This is a genomic window from Streptomyces sp. NPDC059499, assembly GCF_042749285.1.
Taxonomy (GTDB): Bacteria; Actinomycetota; Actinomycetes; order Streptomycetales; family Streptomycetaceae; genus Streptomyces.
Genome location: NZ_JBHYTT010000004.1, coordinates 487,580 through 509,571, shown reverse-complemented (window position 1 = coordinate 509,571; position 21,992 = coordinate 487,580). Strand labels below are relative to the sequence as shown.

22 protein-coding genes and 3 pseudogenes are annotated in these 21,992 nt (G+C 67.7%); 17 read left to right on the top strand and 8 right to left on the bottom strand.

The window, feature by feature from the left end; translation table 11 throughout:
• Window positions 1–29 precede the first annotated feature (29 nt).
• Window positions 30–326, bottom strand: coding sequence for a winged helix-turn-helix transcriptional regulator (locus tag ACFW9O_RS14085; RefSeq protein WP_384608942.1), 297 nt, complete (start codon window positions 324–326; stop codon window positions 30–32).
• Between the two features lie 139 nt (window positions 327–465).
• Between ACFW9O_RS14085 and ACFW9O_RS14080 the strand changes: the two genes are divergently transcribed.
• The 5 genes from ACFW9O_RS14080 (at window position 466) to ACFW9O_RS14060 (ending at window position 4,462) form a co-directional block, all read left to right on the top strand.
• Window positions 466–1,050: a carboxymuconolactone decarboxylase family protein gene (locus ACFW9O_RS14080; protein ID WP_384608858.1), complete on the top strand. Its 585-nt coding sequence runs from the start codon at window positions 466–468 to the stop codon at window positions 1,048–1,050.
• Window positions 1,051–1,079: 29 nt separating this feature from the next.
• Window positions 1,080–2,447, top strand: coding sequence for an MFS transporter (locus ACFW9O_RS14075; protein WP_384608940.1), 1,368 nt, complete (start codon window positions 1,080–1,082; stop codon window positions 2,445–2,447).
• Window positions 2,448–2,480: 33 nt separating this feature from the next.
• Entirely contained in the window at window positions 2,481–2,774 is a 294-nt protein-coding gene (locus ACFW9O_RS14070; RefSeq protein ID WP_307179727.1) for a DUF1330 domain-containing protein, read from the top strand.
• 344 nt (window positions 2,775–3,118) lie between these two features.
• Window positions 3,119–3,643 (top strand): hypothetical protein, encoded by a 525-nt coding sequence (locus tag ACFW9O_RS14065; RefSeq protein ID WP_384608854.1) that lies wholly within the window; start codon window positions 3,119–3,121, stop codon window positions 3,641–3,643.
• Between the two features lie 456 nt (window positions 3,644–4,099).
• Window positions 4,100–4,462 carry a hypothetical protein gene (locus ACFW9O_RS14060; protein WP_384608852.1) on the top strand — a complete coding sequence of 121 codons (363 nt, stop codon included), beginning with the start codon at window positions 4,100–4,102 and terminating at the stop codon, window positions 4,460–4,462.
• Between the two features lie 12 nt (window positions 4,463–4,474).
• On the opposite strand, the gene ACFW9O_RS14055 is transcribed toward ACFW9O_RS14060, so the two are convergent.
• On the bottom strand, window positions 4,475–4,882 hold the full coding sequence (locus tag ACFW9O_RS14055; protein WP_384608849.1) for a hypothetical protein: 408 nt from the start codon (window positions 4,880–4,882) through the stop codon (window positions 4,475–4,477).
• A gap of 130 nt (window positions 4,883–5,012) precedes the next feature.
• Between ACFW9O_RS14055 and ACFW9O_RS14050 the strand changes: the two are divergent.
• Window positions 5,013–5,297: pseudogene (locus tag ACFW9O_RS14050) on the top strand (IS256 family transposase); the annotation flags it as partial.
• Window positions 5,298–5,848: 551 nt separating this feature from the next.
• Here ACFW9O_RS14050 and ACFW9O_RS14045 read toward each other — a convergent pair.
• The gene (locus ACFW9O_RS14045; RefSeq protein ID WP_384608846.1) at window positions 5,849–6,352 is read right to left on the bottom strand and encodes an N-acetyltransferase; all 504 of its coding nucleotides are present in this window, start codon (window positions 6,350–6,352) and stop codon (window positions 5,849–5,851) included.
• Between the two features lie 303 nt (window positions 6,353–6,655).
• Here ACFW9O_RS14045 and ACFW9O_RS14040 point away from each other — a divergent pair, with 303 nt between their 5' ends.
• A complete protein-coding gene (locus tag ACFW9O_RS14040) occupies window positions 6,656–8,608 on the top strand; it encodes an APC family permease (protein WP_384608937.1) in 1,953 nt (650 codons plus the stop codon).
• A 103-nt stretch (window positions 8,609–8,711) separates the two neighbouring features.
• On the opposite strand, the pseudogene ACFW9O_RS14035 reads toward ACFW9O_RS14040, so the two are convergent.
• A pseudogene (locus tag ACFW9O_RS14035) lies at window positions 8,712–9,080 on the bottom strand (transposase); the annotation flags it as partial.
• A 130-nt stretch (window positions 9,081–9,210) separates the two neighbouring features.
• On the opposite strand from ACFW9O_RS14035, the gene ACFW9O_RS14030 reads away from it, so the two are divergent.
• The 4 genes and pseudogenes from ACFW9O_RS14030 to ACFW9O_RS14015 all read left to right on the top strand — a co-directional run bounded on the left by ACFW9O_RS14030 (window position 9,211) and on the right by ACFW9O_RS14015 (window position 12,015).
• Window positions 9,211–9,408, top strand: a complete 198-nt coding sequence (locus ACFW9O_RS14030) for a hypothetical protein (RefSeq protein WP_384608843.1) — start codon at window positions 9,211–9,213, stop codon at window positions 9,406–9,408.
• Window positions 9,409–9,605: 197 nt separating this feature from the next.
• Window positions 9,606–10,391: pseudogene (locus ACFW9O_RS14025) on the top strand (IS5 family transposase).
• A gap of 265 nt (window positions 10,392–10,656) precedes the next feature.
• Window positions 10,657–11,496, top strand: a complete 840-nt coding sequence (locus tag ACFW9O_RS14020) for an IS5 family transposase (protein WP_384608840.1) — start codon at window positions 10,657–10,659, stop codon at window positions 11,494–11,496.
• A 96-nt stretch (window positions 11,497–11,592) separates the two neighbouring features.
• Window positions 11,593–12,015: a hypothetical protein gene (locus tag ACFW9O_RS14015; protein WP_384608837.1), complete on the top strand. Its 423-nt coding sequence runs from the start codon at window positions 11,593–11,595 to the stop codon at window positions 12,013–12,015.
• Window positions 12,016–12,159: 144 nt separating this feature from the next.
• On the opposite strand, the gene ACFW9O_RS14010 is transcribed toward ACFW9O_RS14015, so the two are convergent.
• Window positions 12,160–12,939 (bottom strand): hypothetical protein, encoded by a 780-nt coding sequence (locus ACFW9O_RS14010; protein ID WP_384608834.1) that lies wholly within the window; start codon window positions 12,937–12,939, stop codon window positions 12,160–12,162.
• 144 nt (window positions 12,940–13,083) lie between these two features.
• Complete coding sequence (locus ACFW9O_RS14005) at window positions 13,084–13,212, bottom strand: hypothetical protein (RefSeq protein WP_384608831.1); 129 nt, start codon at window positions 13,210–13,212, stop codon at window positions 13,084–13,086.
• Window positions 13,213–13,352: 140 nt separating this feature from the next.
• Here ACFW9O_RS14005 and ACFW9O_RS14000 point away from each other — a divergent pair, with 140 nt between their 5' ends.
• From ACFW9O_RS14000 to ACFW9O_RS13980, 5 genes are all read left to right on the top strand, one after another.
• Window positions 13,353–14,606 carry a tetratricopeptide repeat protein gene (locus tag ACFW9O_RS14000; RefSeq protein ID WP_384608829.1) on the top strand — a complete coding sequence of 418 codons (1,254 nt, stop codon included), beginning with the start codon at window positions 13,353–13,355 and terminating at the stop codon, window positions 14,604–14,606.
• A gap of 218 nt (window positions 14,607–14,824) precedes the next feature.
• Window positions 14,825–15,337: a protein phosphatase gene (locus ACFW9O_RS13995; protein ID WP_384608826.1), complete on the top strand. Its 513-nt coding sequence runs from the start codon at window positions 14,825–14,827 to the stop codon at window positions 15,335–15,337.
• Between the two features lie 110 nt (window positions 15,338–15,447).
• Window positions 15,448–16,347 (top strand): aminoglycoside phosphotransferase family protein, encoded by a 900-nt coding sequence (locus ACFW9O_RS13990; RefSeq protein WP_384608823.1) that lies wholly within the window; start codon window positions 15,448–15,450, stop codon window positions 16,345–16,347.
• A gap of 369 nt (window positions 16,348–16,716) precedes the next feature.
• The gene (locus tag ACFW9O_RS13985; protein ID WP_384608820.1) at window positions 16,717–17,112 is read left to right on the top strand and encodes a YciI family protein; all 396 of its coding nucleotides are present in this window, start codon (window positions 16,717–16,719) and stop codon (window positions 17,110–17,112) included.
• A 362-nt stretch (window positions 17,113–17,474) separates the two neighbouring features.
• Window positions 17,475–17,915, top strand: a complete 441-nt coding sequence (locus ACFW9O_RS13980) for a VOC family protein (protein ID WP_384608817.1) — start codon at window positions 17,475–17,477, stop codon at window positions 17,913–17,915.
• 387 nt (window positions 17,916–18,302) lie between these two features.
• Here ACFW9O_RS13980 and ACFW9O_RS13975 read toward each other — a convergent pair whose 3' ends face one another.
• Window positions 18,303–18,950, bottom strand: coding sequence for a dihydrofolate reductase family protein (locus ACFW9O_RS13975; protein WP_384608814.1), 648 nt, complete (start codon window positions 18,948–18,950; stop codon window positions 18,303–18,305).
• A 1,116-nt stretch (window positions 18,951–20,066) separates the two neighbouring features.
• On the opposite strand from ACFW9O_RS13975, the gene ACFW9O_RS13970 reads away from it, so the two are divergent.
• Window positions 20,067–21,338 carry an APC family permease gene (locus ACFW9O_RS13970; RefSeq protein ID WP_384608811.1) on the top strand — a complete coding sequence of 424 codons (1,272 nt, stop codon included), beginning with the start codon at window positions 20,067–20,069 and terminating at the stop codon, window positions 21,336–21,338.
• 111 nt (window positions 21,339–21,449) lie between these two features.
• On the opposite strand, the gene ACFW9O_RS13965 is transcribed toward ACFW9O_RS13970, so the two are convergent.
• Complete coding sequence (locus ACFW9O_RS13965) at window positions 21,450–21,983, bottom strand: GNAT family N-acetyltransferase (protein WP_384608808.1); 534 nt, start codon at window positions 21,981–21,983, stop codon at window positions 21,450–21,452.
• Window positions 21,984–21,992 lie beyond the last annotated feature (9 nt).

Genomic DNA, 21,992 nt, shown 5'->3' with positions numbered 1-21,992 from the left:
GCTTCCCTCGTCCACCGCCGGCTCCACCTTCATCCCTCCGCAGAATTCTGATCGTTCTGCTCTTGCGCCTGCGCCCAGGTGATCGCCCATTCGTTGAGCGGTTCCAGGGCGTGACTGAGTGCTGCCCCAAGGCGAGTGAGCTCGTAGCCGTCGGCTGAGGGGGCGATGATCCCGTTTGTCGTGAGTTCGCGAAGCCGCTGGTAGAGGACGCTGGATGACAGTCCTTCGCACCGTGCCATCAGCGTGCGGGCGCCGAGCGGACCCGCACGCAGCTCCCAGAGAATCCGCAGCGCCCACCGACGGCCGAAGAGGTCCATCGCGGCCATGATCGGACGGCCGGTAGTCGATCCACGAACCGGTGTTCCTGGGCGCGGTGTCGGCATGACCCTCCTTGCGTTTCGTTTTTCGAAACACTAGCATCCGTGCCGTGTTTCTAATTTAGAAACAACCTCAACGGGAGCGCCGATGTCGCGAATAGCCCTGCTGGAACCGCCGTACCCTGACGAGGCCAGCGCGCTGCTCGCGCGCATGATGCCCGGGGACGTGCCGCCGATCGGGCTGTTCCGGATGTTCGCCAGAAACGTTCCGATGGCCAGTGCCATGCACGGATGGGGGCGCTATGAGCTGGGCCGACAGCTGACCCTGACCATGAGGGAAGGCGAGATCGCCGTCGACCGGACATGCGTGCTGTGCGGCTGCGAGTACGAGTGGGGCGTGCACATGATGCTGTTCGCCGAACGGGTCGGGCTCACCCGCGAGCAGGCGGCGTCCCTGGTGCACGGCGGCCCCGCTGACGAGTGCTGGACGTCCGAGCGGGAACGGCTGCTCATCCTCGCCGTCGACGCGCTGCACGAGCGTTCCGACATCGATGACGCGCTGTGGGCACTGCTCGTGTCGGTCTTCGACGAGCTCCAGCTGCTCGATCTGCTTCTGCTGTGCGGGTGGTACCACGCCGTCAGCTTCGCCGCGCGCGCCACGCGCATGCCGCACGAGCCCGGCGCGCCTCGCTTCGCCGACTTCCTCCCCATCACGACCGCGACCAACCGGTGAGCACTACCCGGGAGCGCTCCGAGGCGCGGATGCTGGTCCCCTCCCTGATGTTCATCGCCCTGGTCGTGGCGGCAGTCGCCAGCCTCGGGGCACCGCTCATCACCAGCGTGGCGACCACGTTCCACGTCTCGCTCGGCAGCGCGCAGTGGACGCTGACCGTCGCGCTGCTCAGCGGCGCCGTCGCCACGCCGGTCCTCGGCCGGCTCGGAGCCGGTCCGCACCGGCGGGCCACGATCCTCGCCACGCTGGCGGTCGTCGTCGCCGGCAGCGCACTCACCGTGCTGCCGCTGCCGTTCGCGTGGCTGCTGGCCGGCAGGGCGGCCCAAGGCGTCGGGCTCGGGCTGACGGCGCTGATGATGGGCGTGGCCCGGGACCACCTCCCCGAGGAGCGCAGCGCGGCCGTGATCGCCCTGATCTCGGTGGTCTCGATCATCGGGGCCGGCGTCGGCTACCCGCTGGCCGCACTGCTCGCCGAGCTCGGCGGGGTACGGGCCGCATACGGCCTCGGCCTGGTCGTCACCGCCGCCGCCCTCCTGACCGCGTGGCGCTCCATGCCCGAAGCCCCCGAAGGCCGCTCCGCCCATTTGGACGTGGCAGGCGCCGTCGTCCTGGCCGCTGCGCTGCTCCTGGTGCTGTTCCTCGCCGGCGAACGGAATCTGTGGAGCCGGCACCTCGCCGTGGCGGCGGGCCTCGCCTTCGTCGCGGTGGTGCTGCTCTGCGTCTGGGCCGTCATCGAGCTGCGCAGCACGACGCCCCTGGTCGATGTGCGGGCGGTGCGGCACCCGGCGGTCGCCGGGGCGAACCTCGCCATGTTCGTCGGCGGGATCGGCATGTACCTCCTGCTCACGCTCATCACCCGGTACGCGCAGACGCCGCACGGCGCCGGCTACGGCTTCGGGCTGACGACCTTCGTCGCCGGGCTGGTCCTCATCCCGTTCTCGGTGCTGGGGTTCGTCGCCGGCAAGCTCACGCCTCGGGTCCGGACGCGTATCGCCGACCCCCTGCTCCTGGCCGGCAGCGCCGTCGTGGTCGGCGGCGGATTCGCCCTGTTCGCGGCGGCCCGGTCGGACCTGGCCGAACTGTTCGCGGCGATGGGCGTGCTCGGCTTCGGCGTCGGCGGCTTCTCGGCCGCGATGCCAGGCGTCATCCTGGCCGTCACCCCCAAGAGCGAGACGTCGAGCGCCATGAGCTTCAACTACGTCGTCCGCAGCGTCGGGTACTCCCTGGGCAGCGCCATCGGCGGCCTGATCCTCGCCGCGGGCACCGGCCCCGGCCACCTCTTCCCCGACGACAGCGCCTACACCACCGCGGCGCTGGTCGGCATCGGCGCCATGGCGATCACGACGCTGACAAGCCTCGCTCTCGCCCGCCGGCGCTCGTCCGAGACCAACCCGTAAGTCAGATGCACTCATCCCAACACTGGAGGTTCCATGCCCAAGGGCTACTGGGTCAGCGTCTACCGCACCATTTCAGACCCTGAGAAGCTGGCTGCTTACAACAAGCTGGCCGCTCCGGCCGTCAAGGCCGGGGGCGGTCGAACCTTCGCCCGTGGCGGTCGGGTCGTGGCGCATGACGCCGGAATCGCCGAGCGCACCGTCCTGATCGAGTTCGACAGCTTCGAGCAGGCCGTCGCAGCGCACGAGAGTGCGGCCTACCAGGAGGCGCTTGTCGCCCTCTCCGACGGCGTCGAGCGCGACTTCCGCATCGTCGAAGGCATCGACTGACCGAGGGCCAGTCGGACACTCAACTTAGTCGTCGCAGGTCAGCAACCTGCGCCCGACTATCTTCGCTGTCAAGGGACAGGACAGAACCTGGCAGCGCGACCCGCTGGACCTGTTCTGTCTCACTGAAGGTCGGTCACGTCTCATCGAAGTTTGAGTGAGTACCCCTGCCTACGTGAGTATGTGTACTCACGCGCAGGAGGTTGGCTTGATCAGAAGCTGTGCGCATGACACGAATCCCTGCCTCAACCAGCACGTTCGCCCGCTCCCCGCGCCGCCTGCGCCTCACACTCGCCGTAACAGGCCTCTCTGTGCTCGCGCTTGGTGCGTGCGGCACCGAAGGCACCGTGAAGCCGACTGTCGGCGCAGAGCGGACCAAGCGCGCGGAAGCCGTCGGAGTCCAGGCCCGTCCGTCCCTCACTCAGATCCGGGACATCATCGAGCAGTCGTGTCCCCCGAGCGCCCCGCCGGAGGGGCCGCCCAGGGGTCCGGCGGAGGAACTGCCGCCGGGTGCCGAGGTGCCGAGCGATGCGATCGAGCCGATCGCCCCTGCGTCGGGGCCGGAAGTGGAGTTGAACGCTCGCGACTGGTGCGCGAGCAACCTTCACGAGGAGCGCATCGCCCAGGCACTCTGGAATGTGGTGGACCCCACCCCCACCGAGGTCAGGACGATCCTGAACGACCTCGGTTATGGCGACGAGCGCATCCACGACCTCAAGCAGTCCGGTGCGTCCACGCGGTTCTTCCTCGACCTGCGCGAGAAGGGCGGGCGGCTCTGCCTGGAGGGCTCGGCAGCCGGCCAGATGACCGTCATCGACAAGTGTGTGGCCCCCGCGACCGGTCCGTTCACGCCTGGAGATCGGAAGCAATGACCATCAGTTCGGCGCAATCGCCCCGGGTGCTCTCCACGCTAGTGGAGGTGAGCCGGCGCGGCTGCCCATTGGGCCTTGCCACCCTCCGTCGGCAGCGGGGTTCTCGGCATTGCGGCCCGGTGGCAACGATCAGGCCGCGCAACAGCCCGGAAACGTCAGCGGTGATCGGCATCGACGCGTAAGGCGAAGAGCCGTGGGTGACCATCAAGACCTGCGACTGGCAGGCCTCCCCGTCGGGCATCGGACAGGCACAGGCGCCGGTTTCGGGGACGAGGACCGTGCCCTGATGGCGGTGAGCCGAGTTCAGCGCACTCGCCGACGAAGGAACAGGGATGGTCCATGACCTGCCGACGTCGACCTGGGCGAGATCGTCTTTGGCGCCGGCCGAGCGGGCCCCTGAGTCCTTCGACCTCACCCAGCCAGCACTCGTGTACCTCGGGCGCCCGGCCACCGGTCATGACGAAGGCCCGGACTCCCGAGTACTACGCAGCGGATTGCCGGGAACTCCTGGAGCGCAACTACGCCACCGAGGCGGTCAGTGACGCCTCCGCCGAACCCGAGTGCGCTCACCTTCCGGACGGCCGGTACAGGGACCTCGCCGAGTCCGTTCTCGGGGGCCACGAGAACGACCCTCTCAAGCAGTCCGAGAACAAGATCGTGTGGGACAAGGCGTGGGAGCAGACCACCGTCGACCAACGGGAGGTCGTCTGCGACCGGGTCACCACCGAGGGCGCCGAGACTGCGAGCCAGGACATGGCTGACACATCGGAATGGAAGGCAGTCGACGTGCTCCAGTACTACCTCGACGAGAAGTGCTGACCTGGAATCACGCTACGCAGAATCACCAGCACGGGAGCCGGCGGCGACGGCCGCTTCCAGCAGCGGCCATCCGTCGACCTCCACCACCCCGTGCTCCCCAGGCTGCCACCCGCGCGCCAACGCCGCGTCGAGCAGGGCCCGGACGGCACCTGGTTCGTGCAGGTTCAGGGAGCCGCCCCCGACGAATCCCACGTCCCCTGAGCCCAGGGGAAACCCACCTGGAACGTACCGGCCCGGGTGCTGGGCGAAGACAATGCGCAGCGGGCCGCCGTTGCCGGGCGGCTGAGGGTGCAGCGTGAGGGTCTCGCGGCAGTCCGCGGACCGGCCGCTGTCCAGCGCTCGGTGACTGTGGCGGAGCGACCAAAGGTATACGCGCCCGTCGGCGACCAGCTTGCGGGGCTTATTCGGATGACGGGGCACTGAGCCAAGGGTACGCGGCCTACTCAAAGCGGCTCGCGCCAGTCAGCACCGCCCTCGGGCCCCAAGATGGGCCCCACACTCACCGATCGCCGTCCTCATCCCTTGGCGGGGCTGCCTCCCGCCACGGCGCCGACGCTTGCCAGCCGCCGCCCTGGAAGCCGAAGTCAACGCCCACATAGCCGAGTTGGCTGATCAGCGGGATGAGCTCGGACGGCGTGCGGTCGTGCGCAACGGCTACCGCCAGCCCAGAAGGGTCACCACCGCGGCCGGGGCGATCGAGGTCAAAGCCCCGGGGGGGGCGTGACAAGCGCGTCGACGAGGCGGCCGGGAGCGCAAGCGGTTCTCCTCGGCGATCCTGCCGCCCTGGGCCCGCACGTCACCGAAGATCAGCGAGGTGCCACCCCTGCTCTACCTGACTACTGATCCTGCCTCGCTTGAGGATCAAGCTGCCGCGGAGAGGAACCCAAGGGCCGTCGCAACGTTCGGCGACAGGTCGGTCGTCGTATCCAGCACCAACCGGTGGCCGGCCCACGAGGCGAACTCCTCCCGCAGACGTTCCACCACCTCCCACGTCGGCTCAACGAAGCCCGCAATCCCCCGGTTCCGGTTCTCCAATCGGCGGCGCCCGCACGCCACAGCGCCGCCTCGATCGGGTCCACAGACACAACCGGAGCAGTCAGCTCGCGCCCCAACGCCTCAGCAACCGAACTCTTCCCCGCACCGGGCAGCCCCGCCATCGCGATCAACATGACGACACCCTGACACGCCCGACCGGTCCGCCAACCACCAACGGCAGAACAGCAGAACGGCACAGGCAACCGCATCCCGAGTCGTCTTGTCGGCAGCGTTTCCGAACCGGTGAGCCAGACAGTCACACTCCCGAGTACCCGCGGTGGACTGCACGGCCATCGGCACGCTGGACTGCGACACCAGGGCCTCCTGATGCTCCATTACGACAAAAGCTACTTACGCGTCGGGGTGTTCCGGCAGGGCGAGCCAGTCCGACCAGGAGATCTCTCGGCCGAGGAAGCGCGGCTGCTCGAACGGCCAGTCGGCGGCGATCCACCGCGGCACCAGCTCGTCGAGGGCCTGCTCGACCTTGCTGTCCACCAGCTCGTCCACCACCCACCAGGAGATCTCGCCGTCCGCGCCGGCCCTCTCCGGCGGGTCGATGTAGACGCAGCCGAGCAGAGCTGTCTCCGTCGCGTCGAACAGCGCGTAGTTGAAAGACTGGTGTGCGGCGATCTCCTTCTCGTGCCGCAACAGGTCGGCCTGGTCGGCCTCGTAGGTCATGGTGGCCGCGGGCCAGCCCCAGGCTGGGCCGAAGATGGACCACAGCCGCTCGCGCGAACCCATCACAGCCGGATAGTCGAGCGGGGTGTCCGCCTCCCGGATCGGCCGCAGGTGATGACCGCTGCCCGGCAGCGGTACCAGGACGGGATGGACGAAGTCCTCGGGGAGCCAGCTCATAGCGCCCGACCGTAGCAGCGCGCGTGGCCGTCCGCTCCCGTGGATTTTCCCGGTATGCCGCCAAGCCCTGCTCTTATGCCGGGCAGTGCCCGCGATCACCCGATCGAGACTCCCGTTCGATCGGCAGCCTCCATGATCGGTATGAACTTGTTTCTCATCATGATTGGGAAGCTGCCCCGGGGTTCTGCGCTGAGGTGTGCCCCGAAGCGCAGTATCGGGGAGAAGGGGGCTTTGCGAGTATGTGTGAGTGCCTGCCGGTGGTGTTTCCACGGTCCTGGAGTAGCTGCCCGTTCTGATGGTCGCATGACCCTTGATCGGCCGATGTACCGCGTCAAGCGCCGGCTTCTTGGCAAGCCGCTCACCACCGAACGTGTCAGTGAGGAGAAACTGGGGAACCGGACGGCGCTCGGTGTGCTCGCGTCCGACTGCATCAGTTCGTCGGCGTACGGCTCCGAGGAAATGCTTCGGGTTCTCGTGCCGGTGGTGGGAGCAGCCGCGTTCACGATGGTCATGCCGGTTACCGGTGCGATCCTGTTGGTGTTGCTGCTTCTGACGCTCTGCTACAGCGATGTCGTCACGATCTACACCCGAGCCGGTGGCTCCTATGTGGTGGCTCGGGAAAATTTCGGGCCAAACGTCGCTCAGGTTGCTGCCGTGGCCCTGCTGGTCGACTACATCGTCACCGTTGCCGTCCAGGTATCGGCCGGCACGAACGCGCTGATCTCACTTGCCCATCTGGCCGGCAACGGCTGGACGGGGCTGGACCATCTCCAGTTGCCGGTCTCCGTAGTGGTGATCGTGATGCTCGCGTACGGGAACCTGCGGGGAGTCCGCGAGGCGGGCCGGATGTTCGCGTTGCCCGCGTATCTCTTCATCGCCGCAATGAGCCTGGTCTTCCTCGTCGCGGCGGTGCGGGCACTGACGGGCGGGCTGCCGCATGCTGACCTGAATGCTCCTGGGGTCGTGCCTCTGGGGACTCCCGGCGATGGCTGGCTCTACGGTGCGTCGCTGTTCATTGTGCTGCGTTCCTTCGCCAACGGCGGCTCGTCCCTCACCGGGCTCGAAGCGATCTCGAACGGCATCTCCGCCTTCCGTGAACCGCAGGGGCGAAACGCCCGGCACACCCTCATCACCATGAGTTGCTTGCTCGCGTTCCTGGTCCTGGGCGTTTCCACGCTCGCGCATTTCACCCACGCCGTCCCGTACACGGACGGGACCCCGACTGTCATCGCGCAGGAGGCAAGGCTCGCCTTCGGAAACGGAACGGTAGGCACGATCGGACTGGTCTTCGTCCAGCTCGCGACGGCACTCATCCTCTACACCGGTGCAAACACCCCCTTCACCGGGTTCCCGTTCCTGGCCAGCTTTGTCGCACAGGACCGGTTCCTGCCGCGGGTGCTCACCCGGCGCGGACACCGACTGGCCTTCTCCAACGGCATCGTCACCCTCTCCGCCCTCTCGCTGGCCCTGCTGCTCGTCACGGGCGCCAACGTGGACAAGCTCGTGGCCCTCTACGCGATCGGCGTGTTCACCGCCTTCACCATGGCCGGGGCCGGCCTCACCGCCTACCACCTGTGCAGGGGCGAGCCACTGCGCCGGGTGAAGATCACGGCCAACGCACTCGCGGCGGTCGTCTCCGCCGCCGTCGTGCTGATCTTCGCCGTCACGAAATTCACCGAAGGCGCTTGGCTGGTCGTCGTGGTCTTCCCGCTCGGGGTCTGGGTACTGATCCGCATCAATCGCGAGTACCGGCGCGAGGCCGCTGCCCTGGAACGGCTGCCCGCGGGCGCGGACCGGCCGCGTACGCGCCGCCATCAGGTTTTCGTCCTTGTCGAGACGTTGGACCTGGCCGCGCTGAAAGCCTTGCGGTATGCCCACGAGCTGCGGCCTGACACCGTCCGGGCAGTGCACTTCGCCATCGACGAGGCACACGCACGCCGACTGTCCGCCCTCTGGGCATCCACATCCGCGACCTCGATCGAGCTGGAACTGGTGGCCTGCCCCGACCGCCGACTGCGTCACGCGATGCGGGAACTGGCCGTCCGGACCACACAGGACGGGAACACGTCCTTGACGGTGCTCGTGCCCCGGCGGATGTACGCCAACGCCCTCGGCAAACTCCTCCACCGGGGCACCGGCGAGAAGATGGCGAAGTCGCTGGAGCAACTGCCGCACGTTGCGGTCACGATTCTGCCGTTCAACGCATCGCATGCCATGCAAGTTCTGGAGTCGGATCATCTGCCCGACATGGACTGAGGTGGGGCTGTGCGGCTCCGTCTGAGGGTTGTCCGATATGCATGCCGTCAACCGGCGTGCCGGGTAAGGGCTCATTGCCTCTTGGGACGGCCGGCGGCCGTCACCGGGGGCGACGAGTTGGACGCCTGGTCATGAGCGTGATCGCAGCCCAGGTCACGAGCTTTCCGGCGTCGGCGGAGTCTGCCCAGAGGATGGTGATCTCAGGGTGCATGAAGCGGAGGCGGAAGAGGAGTTCCTTGGCGGCATCGCGGTCTGTGAGCGAGGCCGGGGTGACCATGACCAGCAGGGGCAGGCCGCGGGTGTCGACCACCATGTGCCGTTTGCGGCCGCTGATCTTTTTGCCCGCGTCGTAGCCGCGTGAGCCCCTGCCGACGGTTTCGGCGGCCCGGACGCTCTGGGAGTCGATCACGGTCGCGACCGCCCGGGGGCCTTTACCTGTCTCCCGGCGGATTCGGCCTGACAGGTGATCGCGGCTGGCGCTGGTCGGCAGGCCAGCGAGAGGACGTCCACCTCGCCGACTTCACCGTGCTGAACTTCAGGCAAATGTCCTCGGCCAGCCGCGTGAGCGCCGCAGTCACCGACCACTCCGGATCCAATGCGTTATGGCCACCCGACTCCCTCATCGGCTCGATCTCCAGGGCGCGGTCCCCGACCGTGAACTGTCCGCGGGTCTGCTGTTCCACCACATCACGCAGCTCGGCCACGATCTGCTCGTCACGGGACTGGCTTACATTTCCGACGTTGTCGATCTCCTCGGCATGGCGTTCTCACCATCCATGCGGGCCGGGGCACGGAGCTGACGTCCGTAACGCGAACACGACCCACTCCTCCCGGCCAACACGCCCCGAGAATCGCTACTTCCTCACCACGCACCACGCTGGCTTCAGCAGCCCCAGGCGGTCCTGTTTCATCCCAAGGCGCGGGGTTGCGCGCCGCGCGCTTCAGGCGCCGGGCGTACGCCTGAGCACGGCCGACTGTGCGTGGGTGGCCCGTGATCGTGCCCGAACGTCGCCGTTACCCGAGTGATCTGTCCGATGCCCGGTGGGAGTTGGTCGAGCCGGTCCTGCCCGCGTGGCGGTCCGAGCGCCGCGGCCTGGACATCGGCCGGCCGCCAAATCACGACCTGCGGAGCCTGCTGGACGCGGTCCTCTACGTGAACCGGACCGGGATCCCCTGGCGGTACCTCCCTCACGACTATCCGCACTGGAACACCGTCTACGCCTACTTCGCCCGCTGGCAGGCGGAAGGAGTATTCGACCAGCTCAACACTCTCCTCCGCCGCCAAGTCCGCAGGCAGGAAGGCCGGGAGGAGGAACCGACCGCGCCTCGCAGGGTATCGACGCCGGTAAGAAGATCGTGGGCCGCAAGCGGAGCATCGTTATCGACACCGTAGGCCTGCTCCTGACCGTGCTGGTCACCGCTGCGAGTGTGCAGGACTCGATCGCCGGCCGGACCCTGATCGAACGCGTCACCGCCGACCATCCCACCGTCCGCAAGACTTGGGTCGACGGTGGCTACCGCCAGCACCTCGTCGAGCATGCCGCCCACCCTCGGTATCGACATGCACATCGTCCGCCGCGACCCCACCACCAGGGGGTTTGCTGTCCTACCCCGTCGCTGGACCGTCGAGAGAACGGTGGGCCGGCTCATGCACCACCGCCGGCCGGCCACCGACTACGAAGCCCACTCGCACCGCTCCGAAGCCATGATCCACCTCGCGATGATCAACCCCATGACCCGCAGACTCACTGCGGAATCCACTCCAACATGGCGCGGCGCATGAACCACGCCAGACTCAGCAATTCGGGATGAAACGCCCTCTGAGAGGGTGTTTAGCGCGCTTATGCCAGTCTTTGCGCCGATTCATGGCGAGTGACTAATGAGGCTGAAGAAATCAAGGTTGACTATGGGGCGCAAGAGGCTGCGAAGCAGCTGTTGCACCCCATATGCTCCTGTTTCGTCCCAGGGGGAACCGGTTCGCTTCAAATGCCTCAACTTCGGCCTCGCGCGCCCTGCCGGGCCGCCCGGGCGTGCCGCTTCCTGGCAGTATGAACGAACGTCGACGCTATCCCAGCGACCTTTCCGACGCCCGATGGGCCCTGCTGGAGCCGCTGTTGACGAGCTGGCGGGACGACAGGGCCCGCCACGGGCTGAACATCGGCACCCCGCCCCAGCACGATCTTCGCGACCTGCTCGACGCAATCCTCTACGTGGCCCGCACCGGGATTCCCTGGCGCTACCTTCCGCACGACTACCCGCACTGGAACACCGTCTATGGCTACTTCGGCCGGTGGGAACGCGACGGCATCTTCGAACACCTCAACGCCCTGCTGCGGCGCCGGGTCCGAGAGGAAGAGGGCCGCAGCGCAGAACCGACCGGCTTCGTCATCGACGCCCAGAGCGTGAAGACCTCGACCAACGTCCCCGCCCGCGAACAAGGCGCTGACGTGGGCAAAAGGATCGTGGGCCGCAAACGGAGCATCATCATCGACACGACCGGGCTCATGCTGACGGTGTTGGTCACCGCCGCCAGCATCCAGGACTCCGTGGCCGGCGAACGCCTCCTCAACCGCCTCGCCGTCGACCACCCCGGCCTCCGTAAAGGCTGGGCCGACCGCGGCTACCGCGAGTACCTCGTCGACCACGCCGCCCGCCTCGGCATCGATCTCGAAGTCGTCCGACGCGCCCCCGGCACCAAGGGGTTCAAGGTCCTGCCCCGCAGGTGGGTGGTCGAGCGCACCCTGGGCTGGCTCATGCATCACCGCCGCCTGGCCCGCGACTACGAAGCCCTCCCAGCCCGATCCACAGCCATGATCCACATCGCGATGATCGCCCTCATGGCCCGGCGCATCACCCACGAATCCACACCAACCTGGCGAGGAGCCTGAAGCGCAACTGCATGCCCACCCCGAAGCTGGCCGAGCGGCGGCCGCTGGTACCGATTCTCGGTGTCGTTGTGGGCAGCGATACACAATACTCGCCCTGTGGAATGGCGTGAGCAGGTACAAGCGGCAGAACTGATCAGTGATTGGGATGCAGCCATCTCGCTGGTGAGCGCTCGTGCTGAGTGCTACTCCACCGATTCCCTCGCGCACGACAATCATCTGTGGCACATGGATCTACTCGTTCGTGCGGAGCGATTCGACCAGCTCACCGAACTCGCGATTACAGACGTCCACGCGCGTCGGCGACTCAACAGATCGCTTCACGAGCGAGGGATGGACGCAGCGCTGCGCCACCGTGCCGAGGCTGGCGACAGTGGCGCCTTGTATCACCTCGTGAAGTTGCTGTGCGGAAGAAACCAGCTTCAGGAAGCCCGCAAAGCGGTTGAGTGTCTAGGTCCTGAGAAGGAGTACGCGCACCAGCTCGTGACCGACTTCCAGAAAGCCTCAAGCGACACTCGGTAGCTCTCGGCCGCAGACTGCCGTACGTCCGCGATGCATTGCCACTTCCGGGCGACGTATCGGCAGAAAACGCCCTCTGAGGACATCTCATCTGGCGAGTCGGCGGTAGCAGATGAGGGTGCAGACGGCGATGTCGGTCGAACCCGCTCAGCGGGTCGAAGTGTTCTGTGTCGCCTCGCGTGCCTCGGTGAGGGCTCGCTGCCTGAGGTTGCCGCCGAGCAACTGAGTCGTGGTGGCGGCCAGGATGTCATCCCTGCCGATGGTCCGCCTGTCCCCCTTGCGAGCGGGCATTGCCCCGGGGGAATCCATGAGGAACGGGAGTGCGGCCGGTTCGCCCGACATCATGAGGCTGACCGTACCGAAACGCTTGACCCCGCCCTCGCGGACGACCATGGCCGCATCCCGGGCGAGATCCGTCAGGAACACGCTCGCAATTCCGTCCAGGTCGCGGACCATCGCCGGGACGGCCGTCGCCCCCTGGCTCTCCAGCAGCTTCCTGACCCCGGCCTCGAACCTGTGGGCACCGACCACAGCACTCGGTTTGCGCGACCTGCTGCGCTTACGGGAAGGCACGATGACCCCCTCGGCGTCGTAAAGGACACCGGTCAGGCCTTTGAACGTCGGGCTGTGGTCATACCATTTGTCCCCCACCTCGAGCTCGACGTTCCGGTCGATCGCCGAGACAAGGTCTCCAGGAAGCAGCTTCGTCCGGGCTTCCTCCGCCGCTGCTCTCCGCGCGCCGTCGATTATCGCCGTCAGCACTGTCCGCGTCACCGACGCGGCGGCACACGCGGCCGACCGAGAGACGTGCATCGGGGTCACGTCCCTGAACACCGTTTTGACGAGAGAAGGCTTGAACGGCAAGGCATCCATGATCGAGGCGGTCTCGGGACCCCTACGCTCAGGGCGTGCGGGCTGTGCGGTCATCGGAAGAAACGCTCCCTGCTGTCGGAGTCATCAGAGGCCCACACTTCACCGCGCCGGCCCGCTCTCTTCCCTCATCCTCCGTAGAGGCGGCGCCCGGTCAAGGGAATGACGGGAACATCCCGACGGCCGGGCTGATGATCAGCCTCAGATCCTGCGGCAGCAGATGAGGGTGCAGGCGATGCTGGTGAGGGCCCGGAAGTGGTCGGCCTGGCGTTCGTAGCCTCGGTGGGGCGGCGGCAGCCGGGCGAGACCGGCGAGGAGCGTCGTCCCCACGGTGGCGGCAAGGGTGTCAGGAGCGAACGCTAGGGTGCGTGCTCGTGGACGCTACCGATCTTGACCACCAGGCCCGGACGCGGTCCGGTTGCATACCACCGGAACTGGTCTCACGGCTGCTTGAACATGACTACGCCGACGTGGTGGAAGCACGGGCCGGGCGTGGGGAATGGTTCTGCGCCCTCGCATGGGCGCGGTTGCTGAGCGAGCAGGGGCGGCAGGCCGACGCGTTGGAGGTGCTCGCTCCGTACCTGGCTACCGGCTGGTGGACGGCCGTGGAAGCCGCCGCGGACCTGCTGGAGGGCTGGGGCCGCGTCGAGGAGGCGATCGAGATCACTCGGGTCCGTATGGAGGCCGGGCATCCGATGGCGCTGGAGTCCTACACACGCCTGCTTGCCCGGCACGGCCGCGCCGCGGAAGCGTTCACCCTGCTGCGACCGCACCTCGGTGAGCCGTCCCTGGCCGAGGCGTTGGTAGACGTCGCGGGACCCGCCGGTCGCGACGACGAAGCTGCCGCTCTGCTCACGGCCCGAGCCGAGCACCAGTGTTCCGACTTCCCTTGGTGTTGCCGAGGCTTCGATCGCGACGTGGCGATCGGGCTGCTCGCCACCGTCCGCGAGCGCCAGGGCCGCATCGACGAGGCGGTCGCCCTGCTGTGCGCCGAGAACGTCACGCCGGTCGGACACCGCGAGCAACTGGCTGCGTTGCTGGCGCGCCACGGCCGGCTGGACGCGCTGCGGGCGGCCTCGACGAGTGATGACTCCGGGTTCGCCGCGCAACGGCTCTCGCGGTTGCTGGAGGAGCGCGGCGACCTGGAGGGTGCGGTCGCGGCATACCGTCAGGCCGATGGAACTCTGGATCGAACATCCAGCTCGGCCTTCGAGCTTGCGCGGCTGTTGGCCCGGCACGGCCGGGGCGACGAAGCGATCGATGTGATGCGCGCCCAGGCCGAAGCCCACAACGGGGACGACTGGATCCTCCACACGCTGTCCGGTCTGTACCTCGAACAGGGCCGCCCCCAGGACGGTCTGGAGCTCCTCGACACCCTCGCCGCCGCCCGCAAAGGGGAGGAGGAATGGGACCTGTACTGGATTCGACTGCCGCTGATCGCCGCCTGCCATGGTGTCGACGAAGCGATCGCACAGGCCCGTGCCCACCCCGAAGGTGCCACCTCGTACGCGGCGCCACGTATCGCCGAGCTCCTCGCCGGCACGGGACGCACCGAGGACGCTGTCGCCGTCCTCGAACAGCACGCCCCCGCGAACAGGCATGATCTGGCCGGCTACCTCATCGACCTCGGCCGCGTCGAGGATGCCCTGGCCATCCTTCAACGGCCCATCCCACGGCCTCCCGAGTACTGGGGCGGCTCCTGGCACGACGATCCCTCGTTCTGATTCACGGCACAGCTCGGGCCCGCTGGGCCTTGCCTTTGCTGTCGCGCGTACGCAGGGACTCGCTGCCCGGGCGCCTCATCCTGGCGCAAGCCCGGCAAGGTTTTCGATGGCGGCAAGACCTGACTGCGTGTCCTGGCGGTCACGGAACAACGGCAGACCGTCGAGCGGGGAACGCGACTGCCTGACCGTGTCGTTGGTCCACCCGGAGAGGAGCATCCGTGAAGACACGCCGAAGCGACCGAGGTGCCCCCGAACCACAGGCACCGTGGCACGAAGTAAGGCCGAGTCTGTGGATGGGCGGGCACTACTGGGCCGGCCCTGACGGCGATGTGCGGAACGCCGTTGTCGGCTCCGAATTCGGCCTGGTCATCAGCCTGTTCACCCGACCTGGCCACGGGCCGGATCCTGGAGTCGATCACCTGATCAGTGAGATCCCCGACGGTCCGCTCACGGCCGAGCAACTCCGTTCGGTCCAACAGCTGGCCGTCACTGCCGCTGAGGCCGTACGGAATGACCGCGCAGTTCTCGTACGCTGCCGCTCCGGCTACAACCGCTCGGGCCTTGTCGTCGCCCAGACCTTGACCGAGCTGGGCCAGGACCCCACCACTGCCGTCGCGCTCATCCGCCGGAGACGATCGCCCTGGGCCCTCAACAATCAGACCTTCGAGCAGTACCTCGACACGGGGCTCGACGTCGCCTGCCTCCTGGCCGGACTCGATACCCGCACCTGACCTGACCAACAGCGTCAGAGGTCAAGGAACAAACGTAGGGCCGGTTGCGAAAGCGCCCGATTCTGAAAGGTGTTTGACGCCGGTTGGCGTTCGGTGGTCGGGTGACGTCCATGAGCGCAGGACATATGCATCCCGGTGTACACCCCATTGATGATGGCCTTGTGCGACGGTTGATCGCCGAACATTTCCCTCAGTGGAACGGGCTCGCAGTGAAGCGATGGCCGTCCGGTGGAACGGTCAATGCCATGTACCGGCTGGGCGATGACATGGTCGTAAGGCTGCCGCTGGTGCGGGGTGGGGCCGGGGACGTTGCTATGGAGCAGGAGTGGCTCCCCCGCCTCGCGCCCCATCTGCCCACGCGAATCCCCGAGGTACTGGGAGCCGGCGAGCCCTCTCAGGGCTATCCGTGGCCATGGTCCGTGTACCGGTGGCTGCCGGGGGAGATTCCCGAAGCGGGCACACTGAGTGAACCCGTACTGCTGGCCGAGGACCTGTCCGCGTTCGTGGCTGCGATGCGGAGCATTGCCCTGCCGGCTGCGCCGAAGGCACACCGGGGTGGGCCGGTCGCCTCGCAGGACGCGGAGACCCGGGCGGCAATCCAGGAACTGCGCGGAATTCCGGAGGAGGACGTCGACTGCGATGCTGCAGTCGCCGTATGGGAGGAGACCCTGCGGGCACCAGGCTGGGACGGGCCGCCGGTGTGGCTGCACGCCGATCTGATGCCGGGCAACCTGCTGATCGACGACGGCCGGCTGACCTCCGTGATCGACTTCGGGTGCGCGGGGGTCGGGGATCCCGCCTGCGACATGTTCCCAGCGTGGAATCTGCTGCCGGCCGCGGCCAGAAGGGTCTTCCGCGAGGCGCTCGCCGTGGACGACGCAACCTGGATCCGCGGCCGGGGGAGGACACTCTCGCAGGCGCTGATCGCGCTGCCCTATTACCGGAAGACGAACCTGGCTATGGCGCACAACGCCCGGCATGTGATCCAGGCGGTGCTGGAGGAAGGCTGAGTCAATTCACTGTCTGCGGGCCGTGCTGGTCGTTGCCACCAGCCCGCAGTGGCGGTGACGGTGGCGGTGACCGAAGGATCACGGGATGAGAGCGGTCACTCACGACGACTGGCTGCCCAGCTGCGCAGGGCGGAGCCGGAGTGCACCCCGGACGCGTTCGAGTCTCCGCCGGGCCCGCTGGTGGGCGACGCGATGCTGGAATGCGAGGCACTCGCAACCTGTCTCCCGCATTGTCGGGGGTTTCTACCCGGCGGGTATGCACTGGCGGAGCATAGTGAGGACGGGTGCAGCGATGAGTTCCGCACTGTCCGGCTGTCTACCTCTTCGTAAGCCCGAGAAATCCACAGCCAGCCCGGGAAAGTGAGAAACATGAAGTACATGATCCAGATGAACGTGCCTGCGGCCCAGTGGGACGCCATCATGTCGTCCTACTCCACGGCCGATATGGAAGCCATGTTCGCCCACATGAACGCCCTCAACGAGGACATCAATGCCGCTGGTGAATGGGTGGACGGTCAGGGCCTCGGCGGCCCCTCACTCGTCAAGACGGTGAGGGCCGGAAGCGATGGGCGCCCGCAAGTGGCCGATGGGCCGGCACAGGCGGAACAGAACATCCTGGCCGGTTACTGGGTGGTCGACGTCAAGAGCGAGGACCGGGCACTGGAGATCGCCGCACGAGCGTCCGCGTGTCCCGGCCCGGGCGGGAAGCCCGGCAGCGACCCGGTCGAAGTGCACCCGATCCCCGAGGGCCCGCCGGAAGCCTGATCCGGCCCGGTCGACGCATGGGGGCCGGGAGCGGTTCGTGCCTGAACGTGGCTGGTCGCGTTTCCCGGTATCGAACGACGAGGTCTCCTCGGCCCCTCCCATCCGACTCCGCACGCCGGTGAGACCGTCATGGTCCCACCACCCACGCGAGAGCGCGGGCTGCAGGTCGGAGCCCTTGATCTTCCCGTCGGCGGATGCTCGGGCCCGCTAGGACAGCGCGGCACCCAGCTCGCGCTGACGCAGCACAACGTCGAGGACGTAGGGAAGACGGCGGTCTGAGGATGTCTGGAGCGTGCCACCGGCTCCGTCCCACGGTCATCAGCGGCCGCCACCGGCCGCACGAGAACGAAGGAGACATCAGCATGGCGATTCAGCGGATGGACAATGTCGGCATCGTCGTCGAGGACATTGATGCCGCCATCGCTTTCTTCGTGGAACTCGGCATGGAGCTGGAGGGCAGGGCGGAGGTCGAGGGCCTGTTCGCCGACCAGTGCACCGGGCTCGACGGCGTCCACTGTGACATCGCGATGGTCCGGACCCCGGACGGTCACAGCCGGCTCGAGCTGGCGAAGTACCGCAGCCCCGCGGCGATCAGCGCCGAGCCGCGTAACCGACCGCACAACATTCTGGGCACGCACCGCGTCATGTTCGCCGTCGACGACATCGAGGACACCGTTGCCCGCCTGCGCCCTCACGGCGCCGAACTTGTCGGCGAGATCGCGCGGTTCGAGGACAGTTATCTGCTCTGCTACCTCCGCGGCCCGGACGGCATCATCGTCGGGCTGGCCGAGCAACTGCACTGAGACGGGGAAATCGAACCATGCAGCCGAACGAGATCATCGAGGTTCGGGCCCGCAAGTCAGACTGGAGCTCTCTGGTCGGTGACGCGACCCACCTGACCTCCGTGGCCAAGGACGGATCCCGCAACAGTACCGATCACCTTCACCTCGTCATGTGTACGACGAAGCACGCGTGCCGACACCCGTGGTCACCCTCGCGCACAGACTCCGGGAACCACGGCCCATGAGTGACCATCGATACAGGTACCGCTCCCTGACGGCTCGCCTCCACATGGGCGCGAGCTGAGGAACCGCCACGAGCGGCCGGCCGTGCGCAGCACGGCTCGAAGGCCCGCCTCAGGGCGGCCTCGGGAGGGGGAACAGCCGTCCGGGGCCAGCCCTGAGGACCGGTCACTTCCGCCAGAACAGGTGGTGTCTCACACCGCTCGGGCTGGGCACGACTTCCAGGTGGAACCGGTCGAGCAGCTCGTCCGGGGACTCCCAGAGTCGTAGTCCGGACCCGAGCTCCATCGGCGAGACCGCCACGTGCATGGTGTCGACGAGGTCGGCGTCGAGGAACTGCCGGATTGTGGTCACCCCGCCGCCGAGCCGGACGTCCTTGCCCTGCGCCGCCTCCCGGGCCTGCTCGAGGACCGTGGCCGGGTCACCGCCGACGAAGTGGAACGTCGTGTCGGAAAGGGTGAACGACGGACGCTCGTGGTGGGTCAGGACGAACACCGGGGTGCGGAACGGCGGCTTGTCACCCCACCAGCCCTGCCACTCATGGTCCTGCCAGGGCCCGCGCTGGGGCCCGAACTTGTTGCGGCCCATGATCTCGGCGCCGATGTTGCGGTCGTAGTCCCGCGTGAGGTAGTCGTCCAGGCCCCGGCTCCCTCCTGGGTCCGTGCGCATGGGCCAGCTCGCCGTGGCGCCCGCCCAGGCGAACAGCCTCTCGGGCTCGACGCCATCACCGAAGGGTCTGTCGAGCGTCTGGTTCTCTCCCGCGCCGATTCCGTCACTTGAGACATTGAAGTTCTGGACTCTCAGTAATTGATTCACGCGTTCCTCCCGTGATGATCGTGATGGGCGATGACGACAGTGAGACTAGCCGGGCGGTGAGAATTCATCGCTGATTCCATGACGAGTCAGAAGCTGGGCCACTCGGCGTCTCGCCTGTGAGGTTTGCCCGGATTCCAGCGGTGAGCCGGCGTACGGCCTTGTGGGCTTCGACTCGCTTTACTTGAGAGGTTGACCGAGTGTGACGTCAGCGGTGGGTTGTGGGATGGCCGACCTCTGCCGTGACCTGCTGGCAGTCGCTCCGGTGTCCGTGCACTCGCCTCCACTGCGGTCGGCGGCCTCCCCGAGCCGTGAGCGTTTCAGCTTGCCCTCTCCAGGGTGAGGACGGCCTTGGCGACTGACGGCACGCGGTGAGGGCTGATGTGGGCTCCGGACAGCCGGCCCGGGTGGCCCCGGAGAGGTTCGGCTGGGAATCACAGGATCAGGGCAGTTCGATCTGTACTCCACAACCTCACCGGGCAGCCGGGGGCCGGTGCGGTCCTCGTGCAGGACGCCACGGCGAATGTCGTCCTCGCTGGTGCCGTGAAAGGTCCTCGTCCGGGTCCGCCGAGGAACAGAGGCCGTGTCCTAAAGGAGTTGGCGGGCGGTCACCTCGCCTAGCGGCCGGTCCTGCACTTCGGGCCGGAAGGTGCCAGGTGGTCGTGGGGGTGGGACGGGGCAGGACGACGGAACCCTCGCCGAGTGCGACCGCAGTCGGCGACAGCCGCGCCGACTGCTCCGCCAAGCACCGACCCGGCCGGCAAGGTTCTGTGCATCGCGTCCCAGTCCTCGCCCGTCCTCACCCCGGAGAAGGAACGCTGAAAACGGCGACTGATGCTCCGTTTGTGCCTCTACTTCAACCCGATCAACTGTTTCCGGTCATGCCTCTGTCGTCTGGCTGATTCCGGTGCCATGCTGATCGCGCGGAACCCGGTCATCCCCCCGAGGATCGGGATCCCGCAACGGCCCCGCCTGCGCGCTTCGGCCAAGGCGGGGCCTGCCGCCCCTCCCGACCTCCCCACGGGAGGGTCGCTGCACGCCCACTGCCCCCGCCTCGACACCTTGTTCCTATACGGTGCGCGCCGATGCATCTACCGGAGTGCGGCTGGGAAACGAGTGATGGACACGAAGTCAGGGCCTGCGGGTGCGGGCGAGTTGAAGCGGCACCTGGGTGTGTTCGATGCCGTGGTGATCGGCCTGGGGTCGATGATCGGAGCGGGGATCTTCGCCGCTCTGGCGCCGGCGGCCGGTGCGGCCGGGTCGGGGCTGCTGCTCGGCCTGACGCTGGCGGCGGTGGTGGCGTACTGCAACGCGACATCCTCAGCGCGCCTCGCCACCCGCTACCCCACCTCCGGCGGTACCTACGTCTACGGGCGGGAGCGCCTGGGCGAGTTCTGGGGTTACCTCGCCGGCTGGGCTTTTGTGGTCGGCAAGAGCGCCTCCTGTGCGGCCATGGCGCTGACCGTCGGCTCCTACGTGTGGCCCGGACAGGCACACGCCGTCGCGGTCGCGGCAGTAGCGGCGCTGACCGCCGTCAACTACGCAGGGGTGCAGAAGTCCGCCCGGCTCACCCGCGTCATCGTCGCCGTGGTCCTGGCCGTGCTGGTCGCCGTGATGGTCACCGCGGTCACCTCCGGCGATGCGGACGCCGCCCGTCTCAGCATCGGTGACGACGCGACGTTCGGCGGGGTGCTCCAAGCGGCGGGCCTGTTGTTCTTCGCCTTCGCCGGCTACGCCCGCATCGCCACGCTCGGCGAGGAAGTCCGCGACCCCGCCCGCACCATCCCGCGGGCCGTCCCGCTCGCTCTGGGAATCGCACTCGTCGTCTACGCGACTGTCGCCGTCGCCGTCCTGCTCGTACTGGGCCCGCAGCGCCTGGCGGACGCCACTGCCCCACTGTCGGATGCCGCGCGGGCCGCAGGCGCGGACTGGCTGGCGCCGGTCGTACGGGTAGGTGCCGCGGTGGCCGCGCTCGGCTCGCTCCTCGCCCTGATCCTCGGCGTCTCGCGTACGACCCTGGCGATGGCCCGCGACCGGCATCTCCCACACGCCCTGGCTGCCGTCCACCCGAAGTTCCAGGTGCCGTACCGCGCCGAACTCGTGGTCGGCGCGGTTGTCGCCGCGCTCGCCGCGACCACCGACGTACGCGGGGCGATTGGGTTCTCCTCCTTCGGGGTGCTCGCCTACTACGCCGTCGCCAACGCGTCCGCGTGGACGCTCGCCCCGGACGAGGGCCGACCCGCGCGGATCATTCCGGCCGTCGGGCTCGCAGGCTGCCTCGTCCTCGCATTCGCCCTGCCGGCCTCGTCGGTGATCTCAGGAGTCACAGTTCTGGCGGTCGGCAGCGCTGCCTATGCGGTACGTCGCGCGGTGACCGCCCGCAGGGCGTGACTGCGGTGGACGCGGCGAGTGCGGCGGGAGCGGGCCAGAACTCGCCCGGTCAGCCCCAGCGCCCCGACATCTCGGAGCCGTGGCCCCGAGCGACCCTGGCTGCAATCGCGATCACTGAGAGAACGCGCCGGAATGGGCCGATGCCGGCTGGGCAGCCCAGGTGTACTCGAACTCCGGCAGCGCAAACCCCTGCTCGAACAGGCAGACGCGTTCATCAGTACGGACAGCGCCGTGGCGCTCGTAGAAGGCGATTGCGCGAGTATTGGCGCGCAGCACCTCCAGGTATACCGCCCGCTCAGGATGCTCGGCAGCAGCCCAGGTGAGAGCGTGCTGTAGCAGCTGACCTCCGATACCGGAGCCCGTACGGCCCGGCCTGGCATGCAAATTGTCCAGGAGAAGCCGACCGTCGGGGCGCGGGACCAAGTATGCGAAGCCGGCTATCTCCCCCTCCCCCGCAGCAACGAACAATCCTGCGCCGGGCTCCGGCCCGAGAAGCCTGGCGCCCCAAAGCTCCAGCCGGTTCTCCAGGAGAGGGCCGCTCAAGAAGCCGGTCGGCATGATCCCCGCATACGCCGTACGCCAACTCTCCGCGTGCAGCGCTGCGATCTGCGCGACATCCTCCCGCACGCCTTCTCTGATCTCCATGCGGACCAG

Bases quoted from the DNA above. Each gene is read 5' to 3' on its own strand.
- ACFW9O_RS14085 (WP_384608942.1), bottom strand. From the start codon at position 326: ATGGCCGCGATGGACCTCTTCGGCCGTCGGTGGGCGCTGCGGATTCTC.
- ACFW9O_RS14080 (WP_384608858.1), top strand. From the start codon at position 466: ATGTCGCGAATAGCCCTGCTGGAACCGCCGTACCCTGACGAGGCCAGC.
- ACFW9O_RS14075 (WP_384608940.1), top strand. From the start codon at position 1,080: ATGCTGGTCCCCTCCCTGATGTTCATCGCCCTGGTCGTGGCGGCAGTC.
- ACFW9O_RS14070 (WP_307179727.1), top strand. From the start codon at position 2,481: ATGCCCAAGGGCTACTGGGTCAGCGTCTACCGCACCATTTCAGACCCT.
- ACFW9O_RS14060 (WP_384608852.1), top strand. From the start codon at position 4,100: ATGACGAAGGCCCGGACTCCCGAGTACTACGCAGCGGATTGCCGGGAA.
- ACFW9O_RS14045 (WP_384608846.1), bottom strand. From the start codon at position 6,352: ATGAGCTGGCTCCCCGAGGACTTCGTCCATCCCGTCCTGGTACCGCTG.
- ACFW9O_RS14040 (WP_384608937.1), top strand. From the start codon at position 6,656: ATGACCCTTGATCGGCCGATGTACCGCGTCAAGCGCCGGCTTCTTGGC.
- ACFW9O_RS14030 (WP_384608843.1), top strand. From the start codon at position 9,211: ATGGCCACCCGACTCCCTCATCGGCTCGATCTCCAGGGCGCGGTCCCC.
- ACFW9O_RS14020 (WP_384608840.1), top strand. From the start codon at position 10,657: ATGAACGAACGTCGACGCTATCCCAGCGACCTTTCCGACGCCCGATGG.
- ACFW9O_RS14010 (WP_384608834.1), bottom strand. From the start codon at position 12,939: ATGACCGCACAGCCCGCACGCCCTGAGCGTAGGGGTCCCGAGACCGCC.
- ACFW9O_RS13990 (WP_384608823.1), top strand. From the start codon at position 15,448: ATGAGCGCAGGACATATGCATCCCGGTGTACACCCCATTGATGATGGC.
- ACFW9O_RS13985 (WP_384608820.1), top strand. From the start codon at position 16,717: ATGAAGTACATGATCCAGATGAACGTGCCTGCGGCCCAGTGGGACGCC.
- ACFW9O_RS13980 (WP_384608817.1), top strand. From the start codon at position 17,475: ATGGCGATTCAGCGGATGGACAATGTCGGCATCGTCGTCGAGGACATT.
- ACFW9O_RS13970 (WP_384608811.1), top strand. From the start codon at position 20,067: ATGGACACGAAGTCAGGGCCTGCGGGTGCGGGCGAGTTGAAGCGGCAC.
- ACFW9O_RS13965 (WP_384608808.1), bottom strand. From the start codon at position 21,983: ATGGAGATCAGAGAAGGCGTGCGGGAGGATGTCGCGCAGATCGCAGCG.